Annotated in this window: 16 protein-coding genes; 10 read left to right on the top strand and 6 right to left on the bottom strand. The window is 65.7% G+C overall.

The features are described from left to right. The first annotated feature begins 7 nt into the window (after nt 1-7). The 4 genes from phnL to XH93_RS12845 are packed head-to-tail and all read left to right on the top strand — an operon-like array spanning nt 8 to nt 3,098. The gene (gene phnL, locus XH93_RS12830) at nt 8-706 is read left to right on the top strand and encodes a phosphonate C-P lyase system protein PhnL (RefSeq protein WP_194473778.1); all 699 of its coding nucleotides are present in this window, start codon (nt 8-10) and stop codon (nt 704-706) included. 13 nt (nt 707-719) lie between these two features. Continuing rightward, on the top strand, nt 720-1,874 hold the full coding sequence (locus tag XH93_RS12835; protein ID WP_194473779.1) for an alpha-D-ribose 1-methylphosphonate 5-triphosphate diphosphatase: 1,155 nt from the start codon (nt 720-722) through the stop codon (nt 1,872-1,874). Further along, a complete protein-coding gene (gene phnN / locus XH93_RS12840) occupies nt 1,871-2,500 on the top strand; it encodes a phosphonate metabolism protein/1,5-bisphosphokinase (PRPP-forming) PhnN (protein ID WP_194473780.1) in 630 nt (209 codons plus the stop codon). The genes XH93_RS12835 and phnN overlap by 4 nt, the downstream gene beginning before the upstream one ends. After that, entirely contained in the window at nt 2,487-3,098 is a 612-nt protein-coding gene (locus XH93_RS12845) for a pyridoxamine 5'-phosphate oxidase family protein (protein WP_194473781.1), read from the top strand. Before phnN ends, XH93_RS12845 begins: the two co-directional genes overlap by 14 nt. 205 nt (nt 3,099-3,303) lie before the next feature. Here XH93_RS12845 and XH93_RS12850 read toward each other — a convergent pair whose 3' ends face one another. Continuing rightward, nucleotides 3,304-3,909 (bottom strand): TetR/AcrR family transcriptional regulator, encoded by a 606-nt coding sequence (locus tag XH93_RS12850; protein WP_194473782.1) that lies wholly within the window; start codon nt 3,907-3,909, stop codon nt 3,304-3,306. A 207-nt stretch (nt 3,910-4,116) separates the two neighbouring features. Here XH93_RS12850 and XH93_RS12855 point away from each other — a divergent pair, with 207 nt between their 5' ends. Both XH93_RS12855 and XH93_RS12860 read left to right on the top strand, forming a co-directional pair. After that, nucleotides 4,117-5,361, top strand: a complete 1,245-nt coding sequence (locus XH93_RS12855; protein WP_194473783.1) for an efflux RND transporter periplasmic adaptor subunit — start codon at nt 4,117-4,119, stop codon at nt 5,359-5,361. A 106-nt stretch (nt 5,362-5,467) separates the two neighbouring features. Beyond that, nucleotides 5,468-8,650: an efflux RND transporter permease subunit gene (locus XH93_RS12860; RefSeq protein WP_194473784.1), complete on the top strand. Its 3,183-nt coding sequence runs from the start codon at nt 5,468-5,470 to the stop codon at nt 8,648-8,650. A 100-nt stretch (nt 8,651-8,750) separates the two neighbouring features. On the opposite strand, the gene XH93_RS12865 is transcribed toward XH93_RS12860, so the two are convergent. The 4 genes from XH93_RS12865 to XH93_RS12880 all read right to left on the bottom strand — a co-directional run bounded on the left by XH93_RS12865 (nt 8,751) and on the right by XH93_RS12880 (nt 11,539). Continuing rightward, the gene (locus XH93_RS12865) at nt 8,751-8,969 is read right to left on the bottom strand and encodes a hypothetical protein (RefSeq protein WP_194473785.1); all 219 of its coding nucleotides are present in this window, start codon (nt 8,967-8,969) and stop codon (nt 8,751-8,753) included. Between the two features lie 213 nt (nt 8,970-9,182). Further along, the gene (locus XH93_RS12870; protein ID WP_194473786.1) at nt 9,183-9,983 is read right to left on the bottom strand and encodes an SDR family NAD(P)-dependent oxidoreductase; all 801 of its coding nucleotides are present in this window, start codon (nt 9,981-9,983) and stop codon (nt 9,183-9,185) included. 1 nt (nt 9,984) lies between these two features. Beyond that, nucleotides 9,985-10,539: a carboxymuconolactone decarboxylase family protein gene (locus tag XH93_RS12875; RefSeq protein ID WP_194473787.1), complete on the bottom strand. Its 555-nt coding sequence runs from the start codon at nt 10,537-10,539 to the stop codon at nt 9,985-9,987. Nucleotides 10,540-10,585: 46 nt separating this feature from the next. Further along, on the bottom strand, nt 10,586-11,539 hold the full coding sequence (locus XH93_RS12880; RefSeq protein ID WP_194473788.1) for a hypothetical protein: 954 nt from the start codon (nt 11,537-11,539) through the stop codon (nt 10,586-10,588). Nucleotides 11,540-11,749: 210 nt separating this feature from the next. On the opposite strand from XH93_RS12880, the gene XH93_RS12885 reads away from it, so the two are divergent. The 3 genes from XH93_RS12885 (at nt 11,750) to XH93_RS12895 (ending at nt 17,794) form a co-directional block, all read left to right on the top strand. Next, nucleotides 11,750-15,223 (top strand): indolepyruvate ferredoxin oxidoreductase family protein, encoded by a 3,474-nt coding sequence (locus XH93_RS12885; protein ID WP_194473789.1) that lies wholly within the window; start codon nt 11,750-11,752, stop codon nt 15,221-15,223. A 127-nt stretch (nt 15,224-15,350) separates the two neighbouring features. Continuing rightward, nucleotides 15,351-15,821, top strand: coding sequence for a hypothetical protein (locus tag XH93_RS12890; protein WP_194473790.1), 471 nt, complete (start codon nt 15,351-15,353; stop codon nt 15,819-15,821). A 398-nt stretch (nt 15,822-16,219) separates the two neighbouring features. Beyond that, nucleotides 16,220-17,794 carry an alkaline phosphatase gene (locus XH93_RS12895; RefSeq protein WP_194473791.1) on the top strand — a complete coding sequence of 525 codons (1,575 nt, stop codon included), beginning with the start codon at nt 16,220-16,222 and terminating at the stop codon, nt 17,792-17,794. A 144-nt stretch (nt 17,795-17,938) separates the two neighbouring features. Here XH93_RS12895 and XH93_RS12900 read toward each other — a convergent pair whose 3' ends face one another. Continuing rightward, complete coding sequence (locus XH93_RS12900) at nt 17,939-18,166, bottom strand: hypothetical protein (RefSeq protein WP_194473792.1); 228 nt, start codon at nt 18,164-18,166, stop codon at nt 17,939-17,941. A 227-nt stretch (nt 18,167-18,393) separates the two neighbouring features. Here XH93_RS12900 and XH93_RS12905 point away from each other — a divergent pair, with 227 nt between their 5' ends. Beyond that, entirely contained in the window at nt 18,394-19,674 is a 1,281-nt protein-coding gene (locus XH93_RS12905) for an amidohydrolase family protein (protein ID WP_194473793.1), read from the top strand. Nucleotides 19,675-19,728 lie beyond the last annotated feature (54 nt).

A 19,728-nucleotide genomic window follows, 5' to 3' on the forward strand; every position in this document is an offset into this window, starting at 1 on the left:
CGTGCCAATGACTGCAATGATCGAACTAGCCGACGCCCAGAAGACCTTCACCATGCACCTGCAGGGCGGCGTCGAGCTGCCGGTGGTGCGCGGCGTCTCGTTCCATGTCGAGCCGGGTGAATGCGTGGTGCTGTCGGGCCCGTCGGGCGCCGGCAAATCCTCCATTCTCAAGATGATCTTCGGCAACTACCGCTGCGACAGCGGCCGAATCGGCATCCGCCACCGCGGCACGGTGATCGATCTCGCCACCGCCGAGCCGCGCCAGGTGTTGAGCGTGCGCCGCTCGACCATCGGCTATGTCAGCCAGTTCCTGCGCGCGGTGCCGCGGGTCGCGACCATCGACGTTGTCGCCGAGCCGCTGATCGTCAACGGCGTGGCGCGCGAGGAGGCCCGCGGGCGCGCCGGGGCGCTGCTGCGCCGGCTCAACATTCCCGAGCGGCTGTGGTCGCTGCCGCCCTCGACCTTCTCCGGCGGCGAGCAGCAGCGCGTCAACATCGCGCGCGGCTTCATCTCCGACCTGCCGATTTTGCTATTGGACGAACCGACCGCTTCGCTCGATGCGGCGAATCGCGCAGTTGTCGTCGAACTGATTGCCGAGAAGAAGACCCGGGGCGTCGCGATGGTCGCGATCGTCCATGACGACGAGATCCGTCACCTGATCGCCGACCGCATCGTCGACGTGACCTCGTTCGCCGCTGCTGCCTGAAGGACCGACTGCAATGACCGCCAAGCAAGACACCATCATCGGCAACGCCCGGCTCGTCCTCGCCGATCGCGTGATCGAGCAGGGCTGGGTCGCCATTGCCGGTGGCAGGATCGCCGAGTTCGGCGAGGGCAGGGCGCCCGAGGCAGCCGAGGATGCCGGCGGCGATTTGATCATGCCCGGCCTGATCGAGCTGCACACCGACCATCTCGAGATGCACTACGTGCCGCGGCCAAAGGTGTTCTGGAATCCGGTCGCCGCCGTGATCTCCTATGACGGCCAGCTCGCCACCTCGGGCATCACCACGGTGCTGGATTCGCTAAGAGTCTGGCGCGAGGACGGCGCCGAGGAGGTCGACGGCCGCGCCGGCGTGCTGGCCGCGGCGATCTCCGCCGCGCGCGAGGAAAACCTGCTGCGCGCCGATCACTTCCTGCATCTGCGCTGCGAGGTGCCGATGCCTTCGGTGGTGGAGGAGGCCAAGGAGCTGATCGGCCGCCCCGACGTGCGACTGATGTCGCTGATGGATCACACGCCGGGCCAGCGCCAGTTCCGCGACGAGGTCAAGCTGCGCGACTATTACCGCGGCAAGGGCGGCGGCATGACCGACGCCGAGCTCGACGTGCTGTTCGCGCGCCGCTTCGACTATCAGAAGCAGTATGCCGCAACCAATGTGCGCGCCATCGTCGCGCTGGCGCAGCAATACGGCATCCCGCTGGCGAGCCATGACGACACCACCGACGAGAACGTGGCTGATGCCATCAACGACAAGGTCGCGGTCGCGGAATTCCCGACCACGATGGAGGCCGCGCGCGGACTGCATGCGGCCGGCATCGACGTGCTGATGGGCGCGCCGAACGTGGTGCGCGGCGGCTCGCATTCCGGCAACATCGCTGCGGTAGATCTCGCCCATGAGGGGATGCTCGACATCCTGTCGTCGGACTATATCCCCTCCAGCCTCTTGATGGCGGCGCTGCAGCTGCCAAAGCACGTGCCGGCGATTGATCTCGCCTCCGCGATCCGCACCGTGACCAAGACGCCGGCCGAGGCGGTCGGGCTGTCCGATCGCGGCGAGATCGCGGCCGGCAAGCGCGCCGACCTGATCCGCGTCCACATCGCCCGCGACCTGCCGGTGGTGCGCAGCGTCTGGCGCGAAGGAGGGAGGGTCGCGTGACCGACGTCTCCGCGATCGCCGAGCCTCACGCCGCCGGCATTGGGCCGGGTCGCCTCGTGCTGGTGGTTGGTCCCAGCGGTGCCGGCAAGGACACGCTGCTGGGGCTCGCGAAGTCGGCGTGCGCTGACAACAGCGACATCGTGTTTCCGCGCCGCCTGATCACCCGCGAGGCCTCGGCGTCGGAGGACAATCAGCAGGTCAGCGCCGAGGCCTTCCAGCTTGCCGTTGCCGGCGGCGACTACGCCATGCACTGGGAAGCCCATGGCCACCGCTACGCGCTGTCGCGGGCGATCGACGACGACATCCGCGCCGGCCGCACTGTGATCGCCAACGTCTCACGCACGGTGATCGCCGTAGCGCGCCGCAACTATGCCAACGTCGTCGTGGTCTCGATCACCGCGCCGCCGGAGGTGCTCGCCGCGCGGCTGGCGGCGCGGGCGCGCGCCAGCGACGGCGTGCTCGCGCAGAGGCTGGCTCGCACCGTCGACGAGACCACCGCGGCGCCTGACTTCACCATCGTCAATTCCGGCACCGCCGAGTATCACGCGCGGCAGCTGGCTCGCATCATCAAGGGTGAGCGCTGGGACCCCAGCAGCGAAGGAAAGGACGCGAATGTCGGTGATTGAGACGATCGAGCAGCTCGAGGCGATCTACGGCTTCCCGAACGATGCGTCGACCGTGAAGGTCGCCGATCACGTGACGCCGCTCTACCGTGTGCTGATCGAGAAATCACCCTTTGTGTCGCTTGCCACTTCAGGGCCCGAGGGCCTCGACTGCTCGCCGCGCGGCGATCTGCCGGGCTTCGTCCGCATTCACGACGCCAAGACGCTGATGATGCCGGACCGCCGCGGCAACAATCGCTGCGATTCGCTGCGCAACATCGTGCGCGATCCCCGCGTCGGGCTGTTGTTCCTGATCCCGGGCTCGGGCAGCACGTTGCGGGTCAACGGCCGCGCTTATGTCACGGCCGAGCCGGAATTGCTGGCCTCCTTCACGATGGAGGGCAAGACCCCGCGCACGGTCATCGTGATGACCGTGGACGAGGTCTACTTCCAGTGCGCCCGCGCCATCGTGCGCTCCGATCTGTGGAATCCCGACAAGCGGGTCGATCCGAGGGCGTTGCCGACGCCGGGCCAGATCCTCGCCGAGATGAGCGAGAACACGGTCGGCGGCGAGAAGTACGACCGCGAATGGCCGGAGCGCGCGCGGCAGACGATGTGGTGAGCAACTCCCTCGCCCCGCTCTTGCGGGGGCGAGACGAGCAGAGCTCGCTCTTGGAGGGTCGGGGTGAGGGGCTCTTGCCGCGTTGGCGGTGGGCGTTGTGCTCGCGGAAGCTCCCCCTCACCCGAATCCGAGCTACGCTCGAATTCGACCTCTCCCCGCAGGAGGGGAGAGGTGACTTTTAACGGCTGCGCCGAAGTCGCCGGGCTTACACATCGCCCTTCGACTGCTCCTCGAACGCCTTCAGCGACACCATTGCGATCTCGCGCAGCGCGGCGCGGTCGGCGCCGGAGGAGGCCATCACGCACATGCCTGACGTGACCGCTGAGAGATAGCGCGCCAGCGCGGCCGGGTCGGCGCCGTCGCCGAGATCGCGCTCGGCCTTGGCGAGGACGAAACGTTCACGCAACTGGTCTTCGGTGCGGTTGCGGCGCGCCGCCAGCTCGAACGGCACGTTCGCCGAGCCGGTGCCGCAGGCGAGGCCACCCTGCACCAGCAGACAGCCGGGCGGGTTGGCGGGGTCGGTCTGGGCGTCGGCGTGTTCCATCAGAAATCGTTCGGCCACCTCCCGGGCGGTCGGCGCGCCCAGCACCTTTGCCATCCAGGCGTCGCGCTTTTCGGTGTAGCGGTCGAGCGCAGCCTTCAGCAGGCCTTCCTTGCTGCCGAACGCGGCATAGAGGCTCGGGGGATTGATGTGCATGGCCTCGGTGAGCTGCGCGATGGTCGCGCCCTCGTAGCCATGCCGCCAGAACACCTCCATGGCCTGGTCCAGTGCGGCGTCCGCGTCGAATCCGCGGGGGCGTCCCATTCCCATTTCTTTAAGCTCCCTAAGCCCGGGTGCCGTTTCTGCGACGGATGATCCCTAGCCTATCCTGTTGTTAGACGTGACGTTTTTTCCCGGCTTCTCATTTCCCCACGGATGCGCTAAGAAATTCATAGTGTCCGATACATAAGTATCTTGCGGACCGGCGTCCAGCTCCACATCTGTAGCAAGCACTACAGATCGATTTGGAGCGCGTTCATGCCTTCGTCAACCAAAAATCCCCGTTCCGGCCGTTTCCGATCCATCGTCGGAGGTGTCGTGGTCCTCGGCGCCCTCGCGGTGGCCGGTTCGATCACGACCGGCCGCTATTTTCATGCCGCGCAGGCGACCGCCACCGCCGCGCCCGCCGAGCAGGCGGTGCCGGTCACCGTCGCCGTGGTCCAGCCGCGCCCGACCACGCTGTTCGACGAGTTTTCCGGCCGGCTCGAGGCGGTCGACCGCGTCCAGCTCCGGCCCCGGGTTGCCGGCGCGATCCTTTCGACCAACTTCACCGAAGGCGCGCTGGTGAAGGCCGGCGACGTCCTGTTCAAGATCGATCCGGCGCCCTACGCCGCCGAGGTCGATCGCGCCCAGGCGCAGCTCGAGGCCGCCAAGGCCCGCGTCGTGTTCACCACCAGCGAGGTCGAGCGCGGCGCGCAGCTGGTCGGCAACAACATCGTGACCAAGCGCGACTTCGACCAGCGCGACAACGCCAATCGCGAGGCGATTGCCAATGTGAAGGCCGCGGAAGCCGCGTTGCAGACCGCAAAGCTCAATCTCGACTACACCGAGGTGCGGGCGCCGGTCGACGGCCGGGTCGGGCGGATCGAGGTCACCGTCGGCAACCTCGTCGCCGCCGGCACCTCGTCGCCGGTGCTGACCTCGCTGGTCTCGGTCAATCCGATCTATGCGAGCTTCGATGCCGACGAAGAGGTGGTGCTGCGCGCGCTGAACTCGATCGCGGATGCCTCGGGCAAGCGCGGCAATCTCGACCAGATCCCGGTCGAGATGACGACCTCGGGCGGCCTCGGCGCCAAGGGGCACATCCAGTTGATCGACAACCAGGTCAATGGCCAGAGCGGCACCATCCGCGTCCGCGCCACCTTCCGCAACGACGACGGCCGGCTGATCCCCGGGCAGTTCGCGCGCGTCCGCATGGGCCAGCCGAAGCAGCAGACGCTGGTCTTGATCGACGAACGCGCCGTCGGCACCGACCAGGACAAGAAGTTCGTGATGGTGGTCGGCGACGACAGCCGCGCGCTCTATCGCCCGGTCACGCTCGGCGGCGCGGTCGATGGTCTGCGGATCGTGACCGCCGGCCTGAAGTCCGGCGAACGCATCGTCGTCAACGGCCTGCAGCGCGTGCGTCCCGGTGCGCTTCTGAAACTGGAAGTCGCCGAGATGGGCGCCCGCGGTATGAAACAGGCATCCACCGAAACCAACCAACACGTCGCGCAGCGCTAACAGCATGATCCGGAAAAGTGGAAACCGGTTTTCCTTCGCGACAAACGCGAAACGCGTTTGCGCGGAGATGATGCTCAACTAAAGCAACGCGCGCGGGGGCGGACCCATGAATCTCTCAAAGTTCTTTATCGACCGGCCGATCTTTGCCGGCGTGCTATCGATCCTGATCTTCCTTGCCGGCCTGATTTCGCTGCTGGCGATGCCGATCTCGGAATATCCCGACGTGGTGCCGCCATCGGTGGTGGTGCGCGCGACCTATCCCGGCGCCAACCCGAAGGTGATCGCCGAGACGGTCGCGACCCCGATCGAGGAGCAGATCAACGGCGTCGAGAACATGCTCTATATGTCGAGCCAGGCCACCACCGACGGCGCGATGACGCTGACGGTGACGTTCCGCCTCGGCACCGACCCCGACAAGGCGACGCAGCTGGTGCAGAACCGGGTGCAGCAGGCCGAGCCGCGGCTGCCGGCGGTGGTGCGCCAGCTCGGCATCATCACCAAGAAGAGCTCGCCCGACCTCACCATGGTCGTGCACCTGCTGTCGCCGAACAACCGCTACGACATGACGTATCTGCGCAACTACGCGGTGCTCAACGTCAAGGACCGGCTGGCGCGGATCGACGGCGTCGGCGACGTCCAGCTGTACGGCGCCGGCGACTATTCGATGCGGGTCTGGGTCGATCCGCAGCGGGCCGCCGAGCACGCGCTGACTGCAAACGACATCGTGAAGGCGATCCAGGCGCAGAACGTCGAGGCCGCGGCCGGCGTGGTCGGCTCCTCGCCGAGCGTCAAGGGCATCGACCTGCAGCTCTCGGTCAACGCCGAGGGCCGGCTGTCGACCGAGGAGCAGTTCGGCGACATCGTAGTCAAGACCGGAGCAGGGGGCGAGGTGGTGCGGCTGCGCGACGTCGCCCGCATCGAGCTCGGCGCCTCCGAATACGGCCTGCGCTCGCTGCTCGACAACAAGCAGGCGGTGGCGATCCCGATCTTCCAGGCGCCCGGCTCGAATGCGCTGCAGATTTCCGACAACGTCCGCGCCACCATGGCCGAGATCAAGAAGAACATGCCGGAGGGCGTGTCCTACCAGATCGTCTACGATCCGACCCAGTTCGTGCGCTCCTCGATCGAGGCCGTGATCCATACGCTGCTCGAGGCGATCGCACTGGTCGTGCTGGTCGTGATCCTGTTCCTGCAGACCTGGCGCGCCTCGATCATTCCGCTGCTCGCGGTGCCGGTGTCGATCGTCGGCACCTTCGCGGTGATGCATGTGTTCGGCTTTTCCATCAATGCACTCAGCTTGTTCGGCCTGGTGCTGGCGATCGGCATCGTGGTCGACGACGCCATCGTCGTGGTCGAGAACGTCGAGCGCAACATCGAGTCCGGGCTGTCGCCGCGCGACGCCACCAACCAGGCGATGCGCGAAGTGTCCGGCCCGATCATCGCGATCGCGCTGGTCCTGATCGCGGTGTTCGTGCCGCTGGCCTTCATCTCCGGCCTCACCGGGCAGTTCTACAAGCAGTTCGCGCTGACGATCGCGATCTCGACCGTGATCTCCGCCGTCAACTCGCTGACGCTGTCGCCGGCGCTGTCGGCGCTGCTCTTGAAGGGGCATCACGAGCCGAAGGACCGGCTGACCCGGATCCTCGAAAAGACGCTGGGCTGGTTCTTCCGCGGCTTCAACAAGGTGTTCACCAAGTCGTCCGCGAATTACGGCCGCACCGTCACCAAGGTGATCTACGGCAAGGCCATCGTGCTCGGCCTCTACGTGCTCTTGATCGGCCTCACCGGCGTGCTGTTCAAGCAGGTGCCTGGTGGATTCGTGCCGGGCCAGGACAAGCAGTACCTGGTCGGTTTTGCCCGGCTGCCCGACGGCGCGACGCTCGATCGCACCGAGGAGGTGATCCGCAAGATGAGCGACATCGCGCTGACGCAGCCCGGCGTCGAGAGCTCGGTGGCGTTCCCGGGCCTGTCGATCTCCGGCTTCACCAACTCCTCCAACGCCGGCATCGTGTTCTCGACGCTGAAACCGTTCGACGAACGCAAGGATCCGTCGCTCAGTGGTCCTGCGATCGCGGCCGAGCTGAACAAGAAATACGCCGGCATCCAGGAGGCCTTCATCGCCATGTTCCCGCCGCCGCCGGTCAACGGCCTCGGCACCATCGGCGGCTTCAAGCTGCAGATCGAGGACCGCGCCGGCCTTGGCTACGAGGCGCTGAACGACGCCACCAAGGCGTTCATGGCGGCGATGCAGAAGGCACCGGAGATCGCCGGCGTGTTCTCCAGCTTCCAGGTCAACGTGCCGCAGCTGTTTGCCGACATCGACCGCACCAAGGCGCTGCAGCTCGGGGTGCCGGTGTCGGAAGTGTTCAACACGCTGCAGATCTATCTCGGCTCGTACTACGTCAACGACTTCAACAAATTCGGCCGCACCTATTCGGTCTATGTGCAGGCCGACGCGCCGTTCCGCGCGCGGGCCGACGACATCAGGCAGTTGAAGGTGCGCTCGTCGTCCGGCGACATGGTGCCGCTGTCGGCGCTGCTGAAGGTCCGGCAGAGCGCGGGCCCGGAACGTGCGATCCGCTACAATGGCTTCCTGTCGTCGGACATCAACGCCGCTGCGGCGCCCGGCTATTCCTCCGGCCAGGCGCAGGAGGCGGCGACCCGGATCGCGGCCGAAGTGCTGCCGCCCGGCTTTGCCTTCGAATGGACCGACCTGACCTATCAGGAGTTCATCGCCGGCAATTCCGGCATCTGGGTGTTCCCGCTGGCGATCCTGCTGGTGTTCCTGGTGCTCGCGGCGCTCTACGAGAGCCTCGCGCTGCCGCTCTCGATCATCATGATCGTGCCGATGGGCCTGCTCGCTGCGATGTTCGGCGTCTGGCTGTCGAAGGGCGACAACAACGTGTTCACCCAGATCGGCCTGATCGTGCTGGTGGGACTGTCGGCCAAGAACGCCATCCTGATCGTCGAATTCGCGCGCGAGCTCGAATTCGCCGGGCGCTCGCCGATCAGAGCCGCGATCGAGGCCAGCCGCTTGCGGCTGCGGCCGATCCTGATGACGTCGATGGCGTTCATCATGGGCGTGCTGCCGCTGGTGCTCTCGACCGGCGCAGGCTCGGAGATGCGGCGCGCGATGGGCGTCGCGGTGTTCTCCGGCATGATCGGCGTCACGATCTTCGGCCTGTTCCTGACGCCGGTGTTCTATGTGCTGCTGCGCACGCTCACCGGCATGAAGCCGCTGACCCAGCACGGCGAGGCGACCATTCCCGGAAAAGCACACGCGGCATGATGCCGCGTGTCGCATGAAGAAAATGCGTCAAAAAGAAAACGAGAGCCTTGATCACGTTCCATCGGGGCCGAGGCTCTCGTTATGACATTTTTGAGAGATTTTACGCTGCGATATCCAGCAGCAATTGTGACGAGCCGCGGATCAGCATCTTGCGGCCCGCGGGCGTCAACGCAAACGAATCTCCCCGCAGCGCAACAAAGCCGAGCGTCACCAGGCTGTCGACCGCAAACCGGTTCAGGCGTGAGGGGTTTGCCGCGGGCGCCCGCAGCGCTTTCAACGCCTCCCACTGATCTGGTCTGAGTTCGAGTTCTTCGCTCATGGGTCTAGCCACTCCAATTTCTGGCCAGCCAGATACAGAGCGCAGATGAATTTCGTGCGACCACAACGAGTCAGGATTTCGATTTATGTGGATGCCTCGTCACATCGCCGTGTCATTGGAATGTTTCAAGTTTTTCGAATCGTTGCGGCGCAATGACGCGTGATCTCGTCACAGAGATTAACCGTGGAAGATCACACAGGTTAATCCTGCGGATTAACCGCGCCGCACGCTGGCGCCGCCGTCGACCGGCAACGTTACACCGGTAACGAAACTGGCTTCATCTGAAGCAAGAAACAGCGCGGCGTTGGCGACGTCCCAGCCGGTGCCCATCTTCTTCCGCAGCGGCACCTTGCTGTCGCGTTCGGCCTCGACCTCGGCGCGGCTCTTCTTGAATTCACGCGCGCGGGTGTCGACCGCCATCGGCGTGTTCATCAATCCCGGCAGGATCACATTGGCGCGAATGCCGTATTGCGCATTCTGGTAGGCGAGCTGCTCGGTGAAGGCGATCATCGCCGACTTCGTCGCCTTGTAGGCGACGTAAGGGTAGGTGGTGATCGCGGCCATCGACGAGATGTTGATGATCGAGCCGCGCTGCTGCTGGCGCATGATCGGGATCACATGCTTGGCGGCGAGGATGCAGCTCTTCAGATTGATCGCGACGCAGCGGTCGAACGCTTCCTCGGTGATGTCGAGCAGTTCGGCGTCGCCGCCGGACAGGCTGACCCCGACATTGTTGTGCAGGATATCGACGCTGCTCCAGCGGCTGTGCGCGTCCGCCACCATCGCCTTGAGGTCGGCATTTTTGGTGACGTCGGCCTTGAAGGCGACGGCGATGCCGCCCTTGGCCGCGATCAGGTCGACGGTCTCCTGCGCCGAGCCCACATTGTGATCGACGCACAGCACCTTGGCGCCTTCGCGGGCGAAGGTCAGCGCGGTGGCGCGGCCGTTGCCGATGCCCTCGCCGGGGCTCTGTCCGGCGCCGACGACGATGGCGACACGATCTTTGAGGCGCATCTCACTTCACTCCCGGAATTGGGTACTGCTGCAGTACCTCTTTGTAATAAGGTTCGTTGTCGATCTGCATGGTGGCGAGCACGCGCACCACGGCGCAGTAGAACGCGATGGTCAGCACCAGGTCGGTCATGTGCTCGTCGGAGAGCTGCTGCTTGATCTCGGCGAAGGTCGCGTCCGACATCGCGAGCTCGCGCACCATCTCGCGGGCACCTTTCAGGATCGCTTTCGCCAGCGGCTCGAGCTTCGACGGCTTGCCGTCGGTCTCCGCGATCAGGCCCTCGATATCCGCGTCGGTGACGCCGAACTCCTTGCCGATCTTCACATGGTGGGTGAACTCGTATTCCGACTTCTCCAGCCAGCCGACCTGCAGGATCGCCAGCTCGCGCAGGCGCGGATCGAGCTTGCTCTTGAACCGGATGTAGCTGCCGACGCCGTTGAAGGCGCGCGCCATGTCCGGCGAGTTCACCAAGAGCTTGTGCAGATTGGTGTTGCGCTTGAGCATGTCGCGATATTCGGGGGCGACTTGCTCGGCTTCGAGATAGGGCAGGCGGGCCATTGTTGTTGTCCTTGGTTCGGCGGCTTGCGGGAGGGTGGCTGCGGCTTCAGCCGTAGAGCGCTTTGTACTCGCTTGCGTAATTGGCGTAGGAATCCTTCATGCTTGCGCCGTTGAGCAGCATGGTCGCAACCAGCGTATTGTCGGCGTCGAACACGGTGGTACGCACCCACATGCTCTCGGTGCGCTTGCTGCCCGAGAGCGCGACCACCTCGCGCTCGGCCCAGTAGGTCTCGCCCGGAAACAGCGGCCCGCGCAATAGGCGGATCTCCTGGTCGGCGAACAGCCCGACCGCGGGGCCGCGCACCGGCAGCCGGTCCTCGCGCGCCCGGTACTGGAACAGGACGCTCAGCATCTCCATCGGAATGATGGCGCGGCCCCAGGGATTGTGCTCCTGCGCATAATAGGCGTCGGAGGGCTCGGTGATCACCTTCAGCTTGTCGGCGAGCGAGAACGGATAGAGGTCGCCCATATGCTGGTCGAAATCCATCCTGATCGGCTGCCGCGCGGTGGTCATGCCGACCTTGATGTCGGCGAGGATCACGGGATCGGCCAGCGGCTTCAACTCGCCGAGCCTTTGGCTCAGCGCGGTCTCCGTGCCGTCGCCGCCGATCGAGGCGGTGCCGCGCAGCACTTCCGTTCCATCCCGCTTGATCATCCCGATCGTGCAGACGGTCTGGCCGTCTTGCGGCTTCTCGATTTGCGCCTGTACCTCCTCGCCTTCGAACACGGCGTTGCGGTAATGCGCCGACAGGCAACCGGTCTCGAACCAGGTCCGCCCCCAGATCCGCTCGCACAGCGGCGCGAACTGGCTGAAATGCGTCGGGCCCTCGATGGTGCCGCCGCGGAAGCCGAGCTTTTGCGCGGTTGCGTCGTCGTGGATCGAGGCGTGCGCGTCGTAGGTTTGCGCCTGCAGCATCTGCTTCGGGCGCCGCCACGGCCCGACCAGCAGGTTGCCACTTTCCAGGATTTCCGTCGTGAACGCGGTTTCCAGCAGGATCATCCCTGGATCTCCCTTGAGTTTTCCTTTGAGCGCCACCGTTTCAAAGATGCGCGGCCGCGGCAAGGCTCGCATGCGCAACATGAGATATGTGCTGCGGCCATGGAACGGGGCTGTTCATGCATAGCAAAATCAGTGCATGCTGATGCATGATGATGCGCAGAAAATCAGACCGGTGCGGACCGGCGCGAGATTGACGGGGAGCTGCGACTGATGGCCTTGATGGACGTTGGACTGGACGACAAGTACCGGTTGGACAGCAAGCGAATCTTCCTCTCCGGTACCCAGGCGCTGGTCCGACTGCCCATGTTGCAGCGCGAACGGGACCGCGCGCACGGGCTGAACACGGCAGGGTTCATCTCCGGCTACCGCGGCTCGCCGCTCGGCATGTATGATCACGCGCTGTGGCGCGCGAAATCCTTCCTGAAACAGCATGACATCGCCTTCGTGCCCGGCCTCAACGAGGATCTCGCGGCAACGGCGGTATGGGGCAGCCAGCAGGTCGGCATGTTCCCCGGCGCCAAGGTCGATGGCGTGTTCGGCATTTGGTACGGCAAGGGCCCCGGTGTCGACCGTTCGCTCGATGCGCTCAAGCATGCCAATTCGGCCGGCACCTCGCCGAATGGCGGTGTGATCGCGCTGGCCGGCGACGACCATGGCTGCCAGTCCTCGACGCTGGCGCATCAGAGCGAGCAGGTGTTCGCGTCCGCGCTGATGCCGGTGGTCAATCCGGCGACACTGCAGGACTATCTCGATCTTGGCATCCTCGGCTTTGCGCTGTCGCGCTTCTCCGGCTGCTGGGTCGGCTTCAAGGCGATCTCGGAGACGGTGGAGAGCTCGGCGTCGATTGTCAGCGATCCCGACCGCATCAAGATCATCATGCCCGACGACTTCGAGATGCCGCCGGGCGGCCTTTCGATCCGCTGGCCGGATCCGCCGCTCGAGGCCGAGCGGCGGCTGCACGGGCCGAAGATGCAGGCGATCGCCGCCTTCGCCCGCGTCAACCGCTTCGACCGCATCGTGCTGGACTCCAAGCCGGCGCGGCTCGGCATCATGGCGACCGGCAAGGCCTATCTCGATCTGCGCCAGGCGCTCGCCGATCTCGGCATCAGCGATGCCGAGGCGCAGGCGCTCGGCCTGCGCATCTACAAAGTGGCGCTGACCTGGCCGCTGGAGCAGCGCGGCGCGCGCGCCTTCGCCGAAGGCCTCAAGGACGTGCTGGTGGTCGAGGAGAAGCGCGGCTTCATCGAGGACCAGCTGGTCCGCATCCTCTACAACACGGACGCTGACAGGCGGCCCTCGGTGGTCGGCAAGCGCGACGAGAGCGGCGCGCCGCTGTTGCCGAGCGAGGGCGAACTGACTCCAACGATGGTCGCGGCCGCCGTGGTGGCGCGGCTGCGCAAGCTCGGTCACCGCAGCCCGATGCTGGAACAGCGGCTGGCAAAACTCGAGGCGTTCGATCGCCCGGCCGAGGGCACCGGCACCGCAAAGCTGCAGCGCACGCCGTATTTCTGTTCGGGCTGCCCGCACAACACCTCGACCAAGATTCCCGAGGGCAGCCGCGCAATGGCCGGCATCGGCTGCCACGGCATGGCGCTGTCGGTGCCCAACCGCAACACCCAGACGATCTCGCACATGGGCGCCGAAGGCGTCGCCTGGATCGGGCAGGCGCCGTTCACCGATGAAGCGCATGTGTTCCAGAACCTCGGCGACGGCACCTATACCCATTCCGGTTTGCTGGCGTTGCGTGCCGCGGCCGCGGCCGGCGTCAACATCACCTACAAGATCCTCTACAACGACGCGGTGGCGATGACCGGCGGCCAGCCCGCTGAAGGCGGTTTTACCGTGTCGCAGATCGCACACCAGGTCGCCGCCGAGGGAACGAAGCGGCTCGCGATCGTCTCCGACGATCCGGACAAGTATCCCGCCAATTATTTCCCGTCGGGCGCCACCATCCATCATCGCCGCGAGCTCGACGCCGTGCAGCGGACCCTGCGCGAGATCGAGGGCCTCACCGTCCTGATCTACGACCAGACCTGCGCCGCCGAAAAACGCCGCCGCCGCAAGCGCGGCCTGTTCCCTGATCCCGCAAAGCGGGTCTTCATCAATGAGCGCGTCTGCGAAGGCTGCGGCGACTGCTCGGTGGCGTCGAACTGCGTCTCGGTGCAGCCGCTGGAAACCGAGCTCGGCCGCAAGCGCCGCATCGATCAGTCGAACTGCAACAAGGACTTTTCCTGCATCGAGGGTTTCTGCCCGAGTTTTGTGATGGTGCAGGATCCGAAGCTGCGCAAGGCCGATCGCAGCGCGGCCGATCCCAAGGCGCTGTTCGCCGACCTGCCGACGCCGCCTGCCGCGGCGCTGACTGCGCCCTACAACATCCTGATCACCGGCATCGGCGGCACCGGCGTCATCACCATCGGCGCGCTGCTCGGCATGGCCGCGCATGTCGAGGGGCTGGCCTGCTCGACGCTCGACTTCACCGGCCTGTCGCAGAAGAACGGCGCGGTGATGAGCCACGTCCGGCTGGCGCCGGCGGCCGACATGCTGACCACGGTGCGCATTGCGCCCGGCAATGCCAATCTGATCCTCGGCTGCGACATCGTCGTCGCCACCAGCACGACGGCGTTGAGCCGTGCCGAGCGCGGCGTCACCCGCGCCATCGTCAACGCCGATCTGCTGCCGACCGCGAGTTTCGTGATCGATCCCGACATCGATTTCGAGGCCAACTCGATGCGCGAGGCATTGAACGGCGCGATGACGCCTGCCGATCTCGACATTCTCGATGCCACCGGGCTTGCCACCGCGCTGATGGGCGACAGCATCGCCACCAACGCCTTCATGCTCGGCTTTGCGTTCCAGCGTGGCGCGATCCCGCTGTCGCTACAGGCGATCCTGCGGGCGATCGAGCTCAACGGCGCCGCGATCGAGATGAACAAGGCGGCGTTCTCCTGGGGTCGGCTCGCCGCGCACGATCTGCCGCGCGTGGTCAGCGCCGCGCGCTTCAAGAGCGCAGGCGCCGCGCCCGCGAAGCGCACGCTGGACGAGGCGATCGCGTTCCGCGCCAAATTCCTCACCGACTATCAGGACGAGGCGTATGCCAAGCGCTTCCTCGACGATGTCGCACGCGTCCGCGCCGCCGAATCCGCCGCGGCGCCGGGCTCGCAAGAACTGACCGAGGCCTTTGCAAAAGGCCTGTTCAAGCTGATGGCCTACAAGGATGAATACGAGGTCGCGCGGCTCTATTCCGACGGCGAGTTCAGCAAGGCGCTGAAGGAGCAGTTCGAGGGCAATTCCGGCGTGAGGGTGCTGCTGGCGCCGCCGCTGCTGGCGCCGCGCGATCCCGTCACCGGGCGGCTGCAGAAGCGCGAGTTCGGACCGTGGGTGTTCAAGGCGTTCGGCATGCTGGCGGGGCTGAAGCGCCTGCGCGGCACCGCGTTCGACATCTTCGGCTACACCGCCGAGCGCAAGATGGAGCGCGCGCTGCCGGTCGAGTATGCGGCGATGATTCTGCGCCATCTCGACGGCAAGACGCAGCTCGACCTGCCGCGGCTGGTGGCGCTGGCAAAGGCCGCCGATCTCGTGCGCGGCTACGGCCACATCAAGGAGGCCAACGTCGCCCGCTATCGGACCGAATGCGCGCGGCTGCAAAGCGCGATCGGCCGGCCGCTGGCGCAGGCGGCGGAATAGGGCTTAGGGAACTTGCTCTGGGCCGCTATAGTTGACCGGTAACCGTGCTTGCAGCATCGGCTGGATTTGCGCGGCCGGGTTCCTACATGATCGATGTTCCCGTGTGTATTTCGGGAGGCCGTTTTTCATGGTTCTGAAAAACCTTTGTGTTGCAGCTATTTGTACCGCGTCGCTGGCATTGGGCGGCGTGGCGTTGGCCGACGAGTATCGCCCGAACGAGTATTTCAGCCTCGACCTCTCCAAGGCGGTGCTGTCGCCGAAACGGCTCGGCCCGCCGGCGCAGTTCGAGCCGGTCCCGGTCGAAGCCAAGGCCGACCACAGCAGCGATCCGCAGGCCAGTGTGGCGCCGAAGGTCGAGGAGACCAAGGTCGCGCCAAAGAAGGCGGTGCAGACCACTCGTGTGGAGCCGCCAGCGGCGCATGAGAAGACGCCGGCGCATGAGAAGCCCGCGGCGCATGAGAAGCGGCGTGCAGCCACCCACTTTCCCGCCCGCGCCAAACTGACCCGGCGCCACAGCAACCCGCTCGATGCCCAAGCCCGCGACGTCAGGATCCAGACCTGGCCCTGCCGCTCCGGCGGCATCTGCAACTGGCGCTGACGCGCGCGGCTGCTAGGCCGCGCCGCGCTTGTCGGTATAGCCCGCGCACCCCTACGAACCCGTCATCCTGAGGCGCGAGCCTCTTCGGCGAGCCTCGAAGGATGAATCGGCCACCAGCCGGGCCGTCGACCCTTCGAGGGCCGCTGAAGAAGCGGCCACCTCAGGGTGACGGTGATGGAGGTGCACAATTGTTGCCGCACCGTCATTGCGAGCGAAGCGAAGCAATCCATGGGTCCGCATATGCGGAACGATGGATTGCTTCGTCGCTGTCGCTCCTCGCAATCACAGCCCACGTCATCCCGCTGTCGCAAAACCGTCGGCGTGGAGTCAAGAAACCGTAAGGGTGGAGTCAAGCAGCGCAGGCACAACCGTCGTCGCGATTCGACGAAGGTTGTTCGATGGCGATCTGCGCGAGGAGGCGAGGCCTCACCCGGCGTCAGCTGCTGGTGCGTTCGGCGTCGACGGCGGCGCTGGCGGGATTGGGGGCGCTGGCAAAACCCTATCTGAGCGGGGCCGCCGATCGGCCTGGGCTCGCGGGCATTCAGTCCGGCGACGTCGCGAGCGACTCCGCGGTGATCTGGGCGCGCGCCGATCGCGCCGCGCGGATGCAGGTCGAATGCTCCGCGGTCGAGAGCTTTGCAACCGTCCTGCGCACCGCGTCCGCCGATGCACTGCCCGAGCGCGACTTCACCGCAAAGCTGCTGCTGGACGGCCTGCCGCCGGGGCAGGATCTGTTCTATCGCGTGCGCTTCGATGACGGCGACGGCGTCGCCGGCGAGAGCCGTGTCGGGCACTTCCGCACCGCGCCAGTCGACCGGCGCTCGGTCTCCTTCGTCTGGTCCGGCGACGTGGTCGGGCAGGGCTGGGGCATCGATCCCGCCCGCGGGGGCCTGCGCAGCTACCGCACCATGCTGAACGCGCGCCCCGATTTCTTCATCCATTCCGGCGACCACATTTATGCCGACTGCACGGTGCCGGCCGAGCAGGCGCTGCCGAACGGCGAAGTCTGGCGCAACATCGTCACGGTGGAAAAATCCGTGGTCGCGCACAGCCTCGACGAGTTTCGTGGCAACTACAAATACAATTGGCTCGACGCGCATTTTCGCGCCTTCCATGCGGAGGTGCCGATGTTCGCGCAATGGGACGACCACGAGGTCGCCGACGACTGGTCGCCGGTCGGCACCACCGATGCGACCGGCTACGACGATGACGGCACGTCGCGCCTGGTGGCGCGAGCGCGCCGCGCCTTCCACGAATTCATGCCGATGCGGCTGATGCCGGAGCGCGACGGGCGGATCTATCGCAAGATCGGCTACGGGCCGCTGCTCGACGTCTTCATGATCGACATGCGCTCCTATCGCGATGCCAGCTGGAACAAGGAGGGCGATCCGGACCAGGCGTTCATCCTCGGCCAGAGCCAGCTCGCCTGGCTGAAGCGCGAACTGGTGGCGTCGGACGCGACCTGGAAGGTGATCGCGGCTGATCTTCCGATCGGGCTGATCAGCCTCGATGCCGTTGCGCTCGGCGACGGGCCGCCGGCGCGGCGCGAACACGAGATCGCCGATCTGCTGTCCTTCATGAAGCGCGCGGGCGTCCGTAACACAGTGTGGCTCACCGCCGACATGCACTACACCGCCGCGCATCACTACGATCCGGACCGCGCCGTCTTCCAGGATTTCGAGCCGTTCTGGGAATTCGTCTCCGGCCCGCTGCATGCCGGCACCTGGTCGCCGGGTGAGCTCGACAACACCTTTGGCCCGAAGGCGATGTATCAGAAGGGCTGCAACGCAGAGCAGGGCGACAACCTCGCGCCGTGCTTCGGCCTGCAATTCTTCGGCCGCGTCGATATCGACGGCAAGACCGGTGTCATGACGGTGACGTTGAAGGATGTCGACAACCACGATTTGTGGTCGGTCGACATCGAGCCGCGGCCGGACGCGCGGCCCGGCCGGATCATGGCGCAGCACATCTGAGTCATTTTCGTCGCGGCATTTTGCGTGCTCGTGATGGTGGGCACATCGCTAACGCGCACCCTTGCCCGCGCTACGAATCTGCGCAGAGAAAATGGCTCCGCGAGGGAGCCATTTCCGTTGTGTCGGTCTCAGTAGTCTTTTTGCTTAGTAGCCGTGGGACCGCCTGATCACCACGGTCCGGTCGTGATGATGGTGGCGCCAGCCATTGTGCCAGCCGCGATCATGGCGCATCGCGCCATAGACGCCGTAGCCGCGATCCCAGTGATGATGGTAGCCGCCGCGTTTGATCACGACGGTCTCGGCACTCGCGATCGACGGAACCGCCACCGCGAGTGCACCGATCGCCGCAAGAACGAAGCTAATCCTTTTCATCTCATCCTCCTCAATTGGGTGAGGATCAAACAGGACAGCGATTGAAACGTTCCTCCGGAACCTGAGGAGTTTTCTGAACGGCTGTTCAGCAGGACGGCCGCAGCTCAGCTCGGTTGGTTGCCGCGCACAACCCATGAGCGAGCGCGTATGGCCGTGTCGGCGGTCTTGCCTAACCACCCCACCCGACGCATCATCGCGCCATAAAAATCATACTGGGGGGCTTGCCAATGAGCGGATTTTCACGCCGTGGTTTTCTCAAAGTAACAGGATCGGCCGCCGCCGCTGCGATCGCGGGGCCCGCCGCTGCCGCGATGGGGCCGAACGACAAGTTCGACCTCGTGATCAAGGGCGGCGACGTGATCGATCCGAGCCAGTCGCTGCGCGGCAAGCGCGACATCGGCATCCGCTGGGGCGTGATCGAAGCTATCGACAACGAGATTGCGGCGGACCGCGCCGCCAGGACCATCGACGCGTCCGGCAAGCTCGTGATGCCCGGGCTCGTCGACCTGCACTGCCACGTCTACCCCTACGGCTCGGCGATCGGGATTCCCGCCGACGAGCTGGTGCAATTCCAGGGCACCACCACCGTGGTGTCGGCGGGCGATGCCGGCGTCAACAATCTCGCCGCGCTGCGGCGCTACATCGTGGCGCAGTCGCGGGCGCGGATCTACGCCTTCGTCCACATCGCCAACAACGGCCTGTCGGCGTTTCCGGTGGCGGAGCTCTACAACATCGACAACGCCCAGGTCGAAGCCTGTGCGATGGCGCTCGCCGAGAACCCGGACTTCCTGATCGGGGTCAAGGTGCGGATGTCCGAGAACGTGATCTTTAAGCACGGGCTCGAGCCGCTGAAGCGCGGCATCCAGGCTTGCGAGATGTGCGGCTGGCCGGCGCGGATGATGGTCCATATCGGCGGCGTCGAGACCAAAGAGCTGATGAGCGACATCCTCGATTTGCTGCGGCCGGGCGATATCCTGACGCATGCCTATTCCGGCGCGCCGAACATGTCGGGCGCCTTCACCAACATCGTGCAGGAAGGCCGGCTGCTGCCGGCGGCGCTCGCGGCCAAGCAGCGCGGCGTGCTGTTCGACGTCGGCCATGGCGGCGGCAGTTTCGATTTCACGGTCGCCGAGATCGCCATTCCCGGCGGCTGCACACCGGACACCATCTCCTCCGACATCCATGTGTTCTCCGGCAATTCGCCCGGCATCCCGTTCCTGCCCAACGTGATGAGCAAGTTTCTGGCGATGGGCTCCTCGCTGGAGCAGGTGGTGGCGATGGCGACGTCAGGGCCGGCGCGGATCATCAACCGCACGCCCAAGCTCGGCACGCTGCAGCGCGGCGCGCCCGGCGACGTCGCCATCATGGACCTCGTCGAGGGCCCGGTGTCCTTTGTCGACACCCGCAACAACAAGCGCGACGGCAATCTGTTGCTGAAGCCGGTGCAGACCGTGGTCAACGGCGTCCCGTTCGGCCGGCCCTACCAGTCGCCGTTTGCGGTGAGGTGAGGAGCACGCGGAGAGATGGATTGCTTCGTCGCTCCGCTCCTCGCAATGACGTGG

Source organism: Bradyrhizobium sp. CCBAU 51753 (genome assembly GCF_015291565.1).
In the GTDB taxonomy this organism is placed as follows: domain Bacteria; phylum Pseudomonadota; class Alphaproteobacteria; order Rhizobiales; family Xanthobacteraceae; genus Bradyrhizobium; species Bradyrhizobium ivorense.

Bases quoted from the DNA above. Each gene is read 5' to 3' on its own strand.
- XH93_RS12845 (WP_194473781.1), top strand. From the start codon at position 2,487: ATGTCGGTGATTGAGACGATCGAGCAGCTCGAGGCGATCTACGGCTTC.
- XH93_RS12870 (WP_194473786.1), bottom strand. From the start codon at position 9,983: ATGCGCCTCAAAGATCGTGTCGCCATCGTCGTCGGCGCCGGACAGAGC.
- phnL (WP_194473778.1), top strand. From the start codon at position 8: ATGACTGCAATGATCGAACTAGCCGACGCCCAGAAGACCTTCACCATG.
- XH93_RS12875 (WP_194473787.1), bottom strand. From the start codon at position 10,539: ATGGCCCGCCTGCCCTATCTCGAAGCCGAGCAAGTCGCCCCCGAATAT.
- XH93_RS12900 (WP_194473792.1), bottom strand. From the start codon at position 18,166: ATGAAAAGGATTAGCTTCGTTCTTGCGGCGATCGGTGCACTCGCGGTG.
- XH93_RS12905 (WP_194473793.1), top strand. From the start codon at position 18,394: ATGAGCGGATTTTCACGCCGTGGTTTTCTCAAAGTAACAGGATCGGCC.
- XH93_RS12860 (WP_194473784.1), top strand. From the start codon at position 5,468: ATGAATCTCTCAAAGTTCTTTATCGACCGGCCGATCTTTGCCGGCGTG.
- XH93_RS12880 (WP_194473788.1), bottom strand. From the start codon at position 11,539: ATGATCCTGCTGGAAACCGCGTTCACGACGGAAATCCTGGAAAGTGGC.
- XH93_RS12890 (WP_194473790.1), top strand. From the start codon at position 15,351: ATGGTTCTGAAAAACCTTTGTGTTGCAGCTATTTGTACCGCGTCGCTG.
- XH93_RS12855 (WP_194473783.1), top strand. From the start codon at position 4,117: ATGCCTTCGTCAACCAAAAATCCCCGTTCCGGCCGTTTCCGATCCATC.
- XH93_RS12895 (WP_194473791.1), top strand. From the start codon at position 16,220: ATGGCGATCTGCGCGAGGAGGCGAGGCCTCACCCGGCGTCAGCTGCTG.
- XH93_RS12885 (WP_194473789.1), top strand. From the start codon at position 11,750: ATGGCCTTGATGGACGTTGGACTGGACGACAAGTACCGGTTGGACAGC.
- XH93_RS12865 (WP_194473785.1), bottom strand. From the start codon at position 8,969: ATGAGCGAAGAACTCGAACTCAGACCAGATCAGTGGGAGGCGTTGAAA.
- XH93_RS12835 (WP_194473779.1), top strand. From the start codon at position 720: ATGACCGCCAAGCAAGACACCATCATCGGCAACGCCCGGCTCGTCCTC.
- XH93_RS12850 (WP_194473782.1), bottom strand. From the start codon at position 3,909: ATGGGAATGGGACGCCCCCGCGGATTCGACGCGGACGCCGCACTGGAC.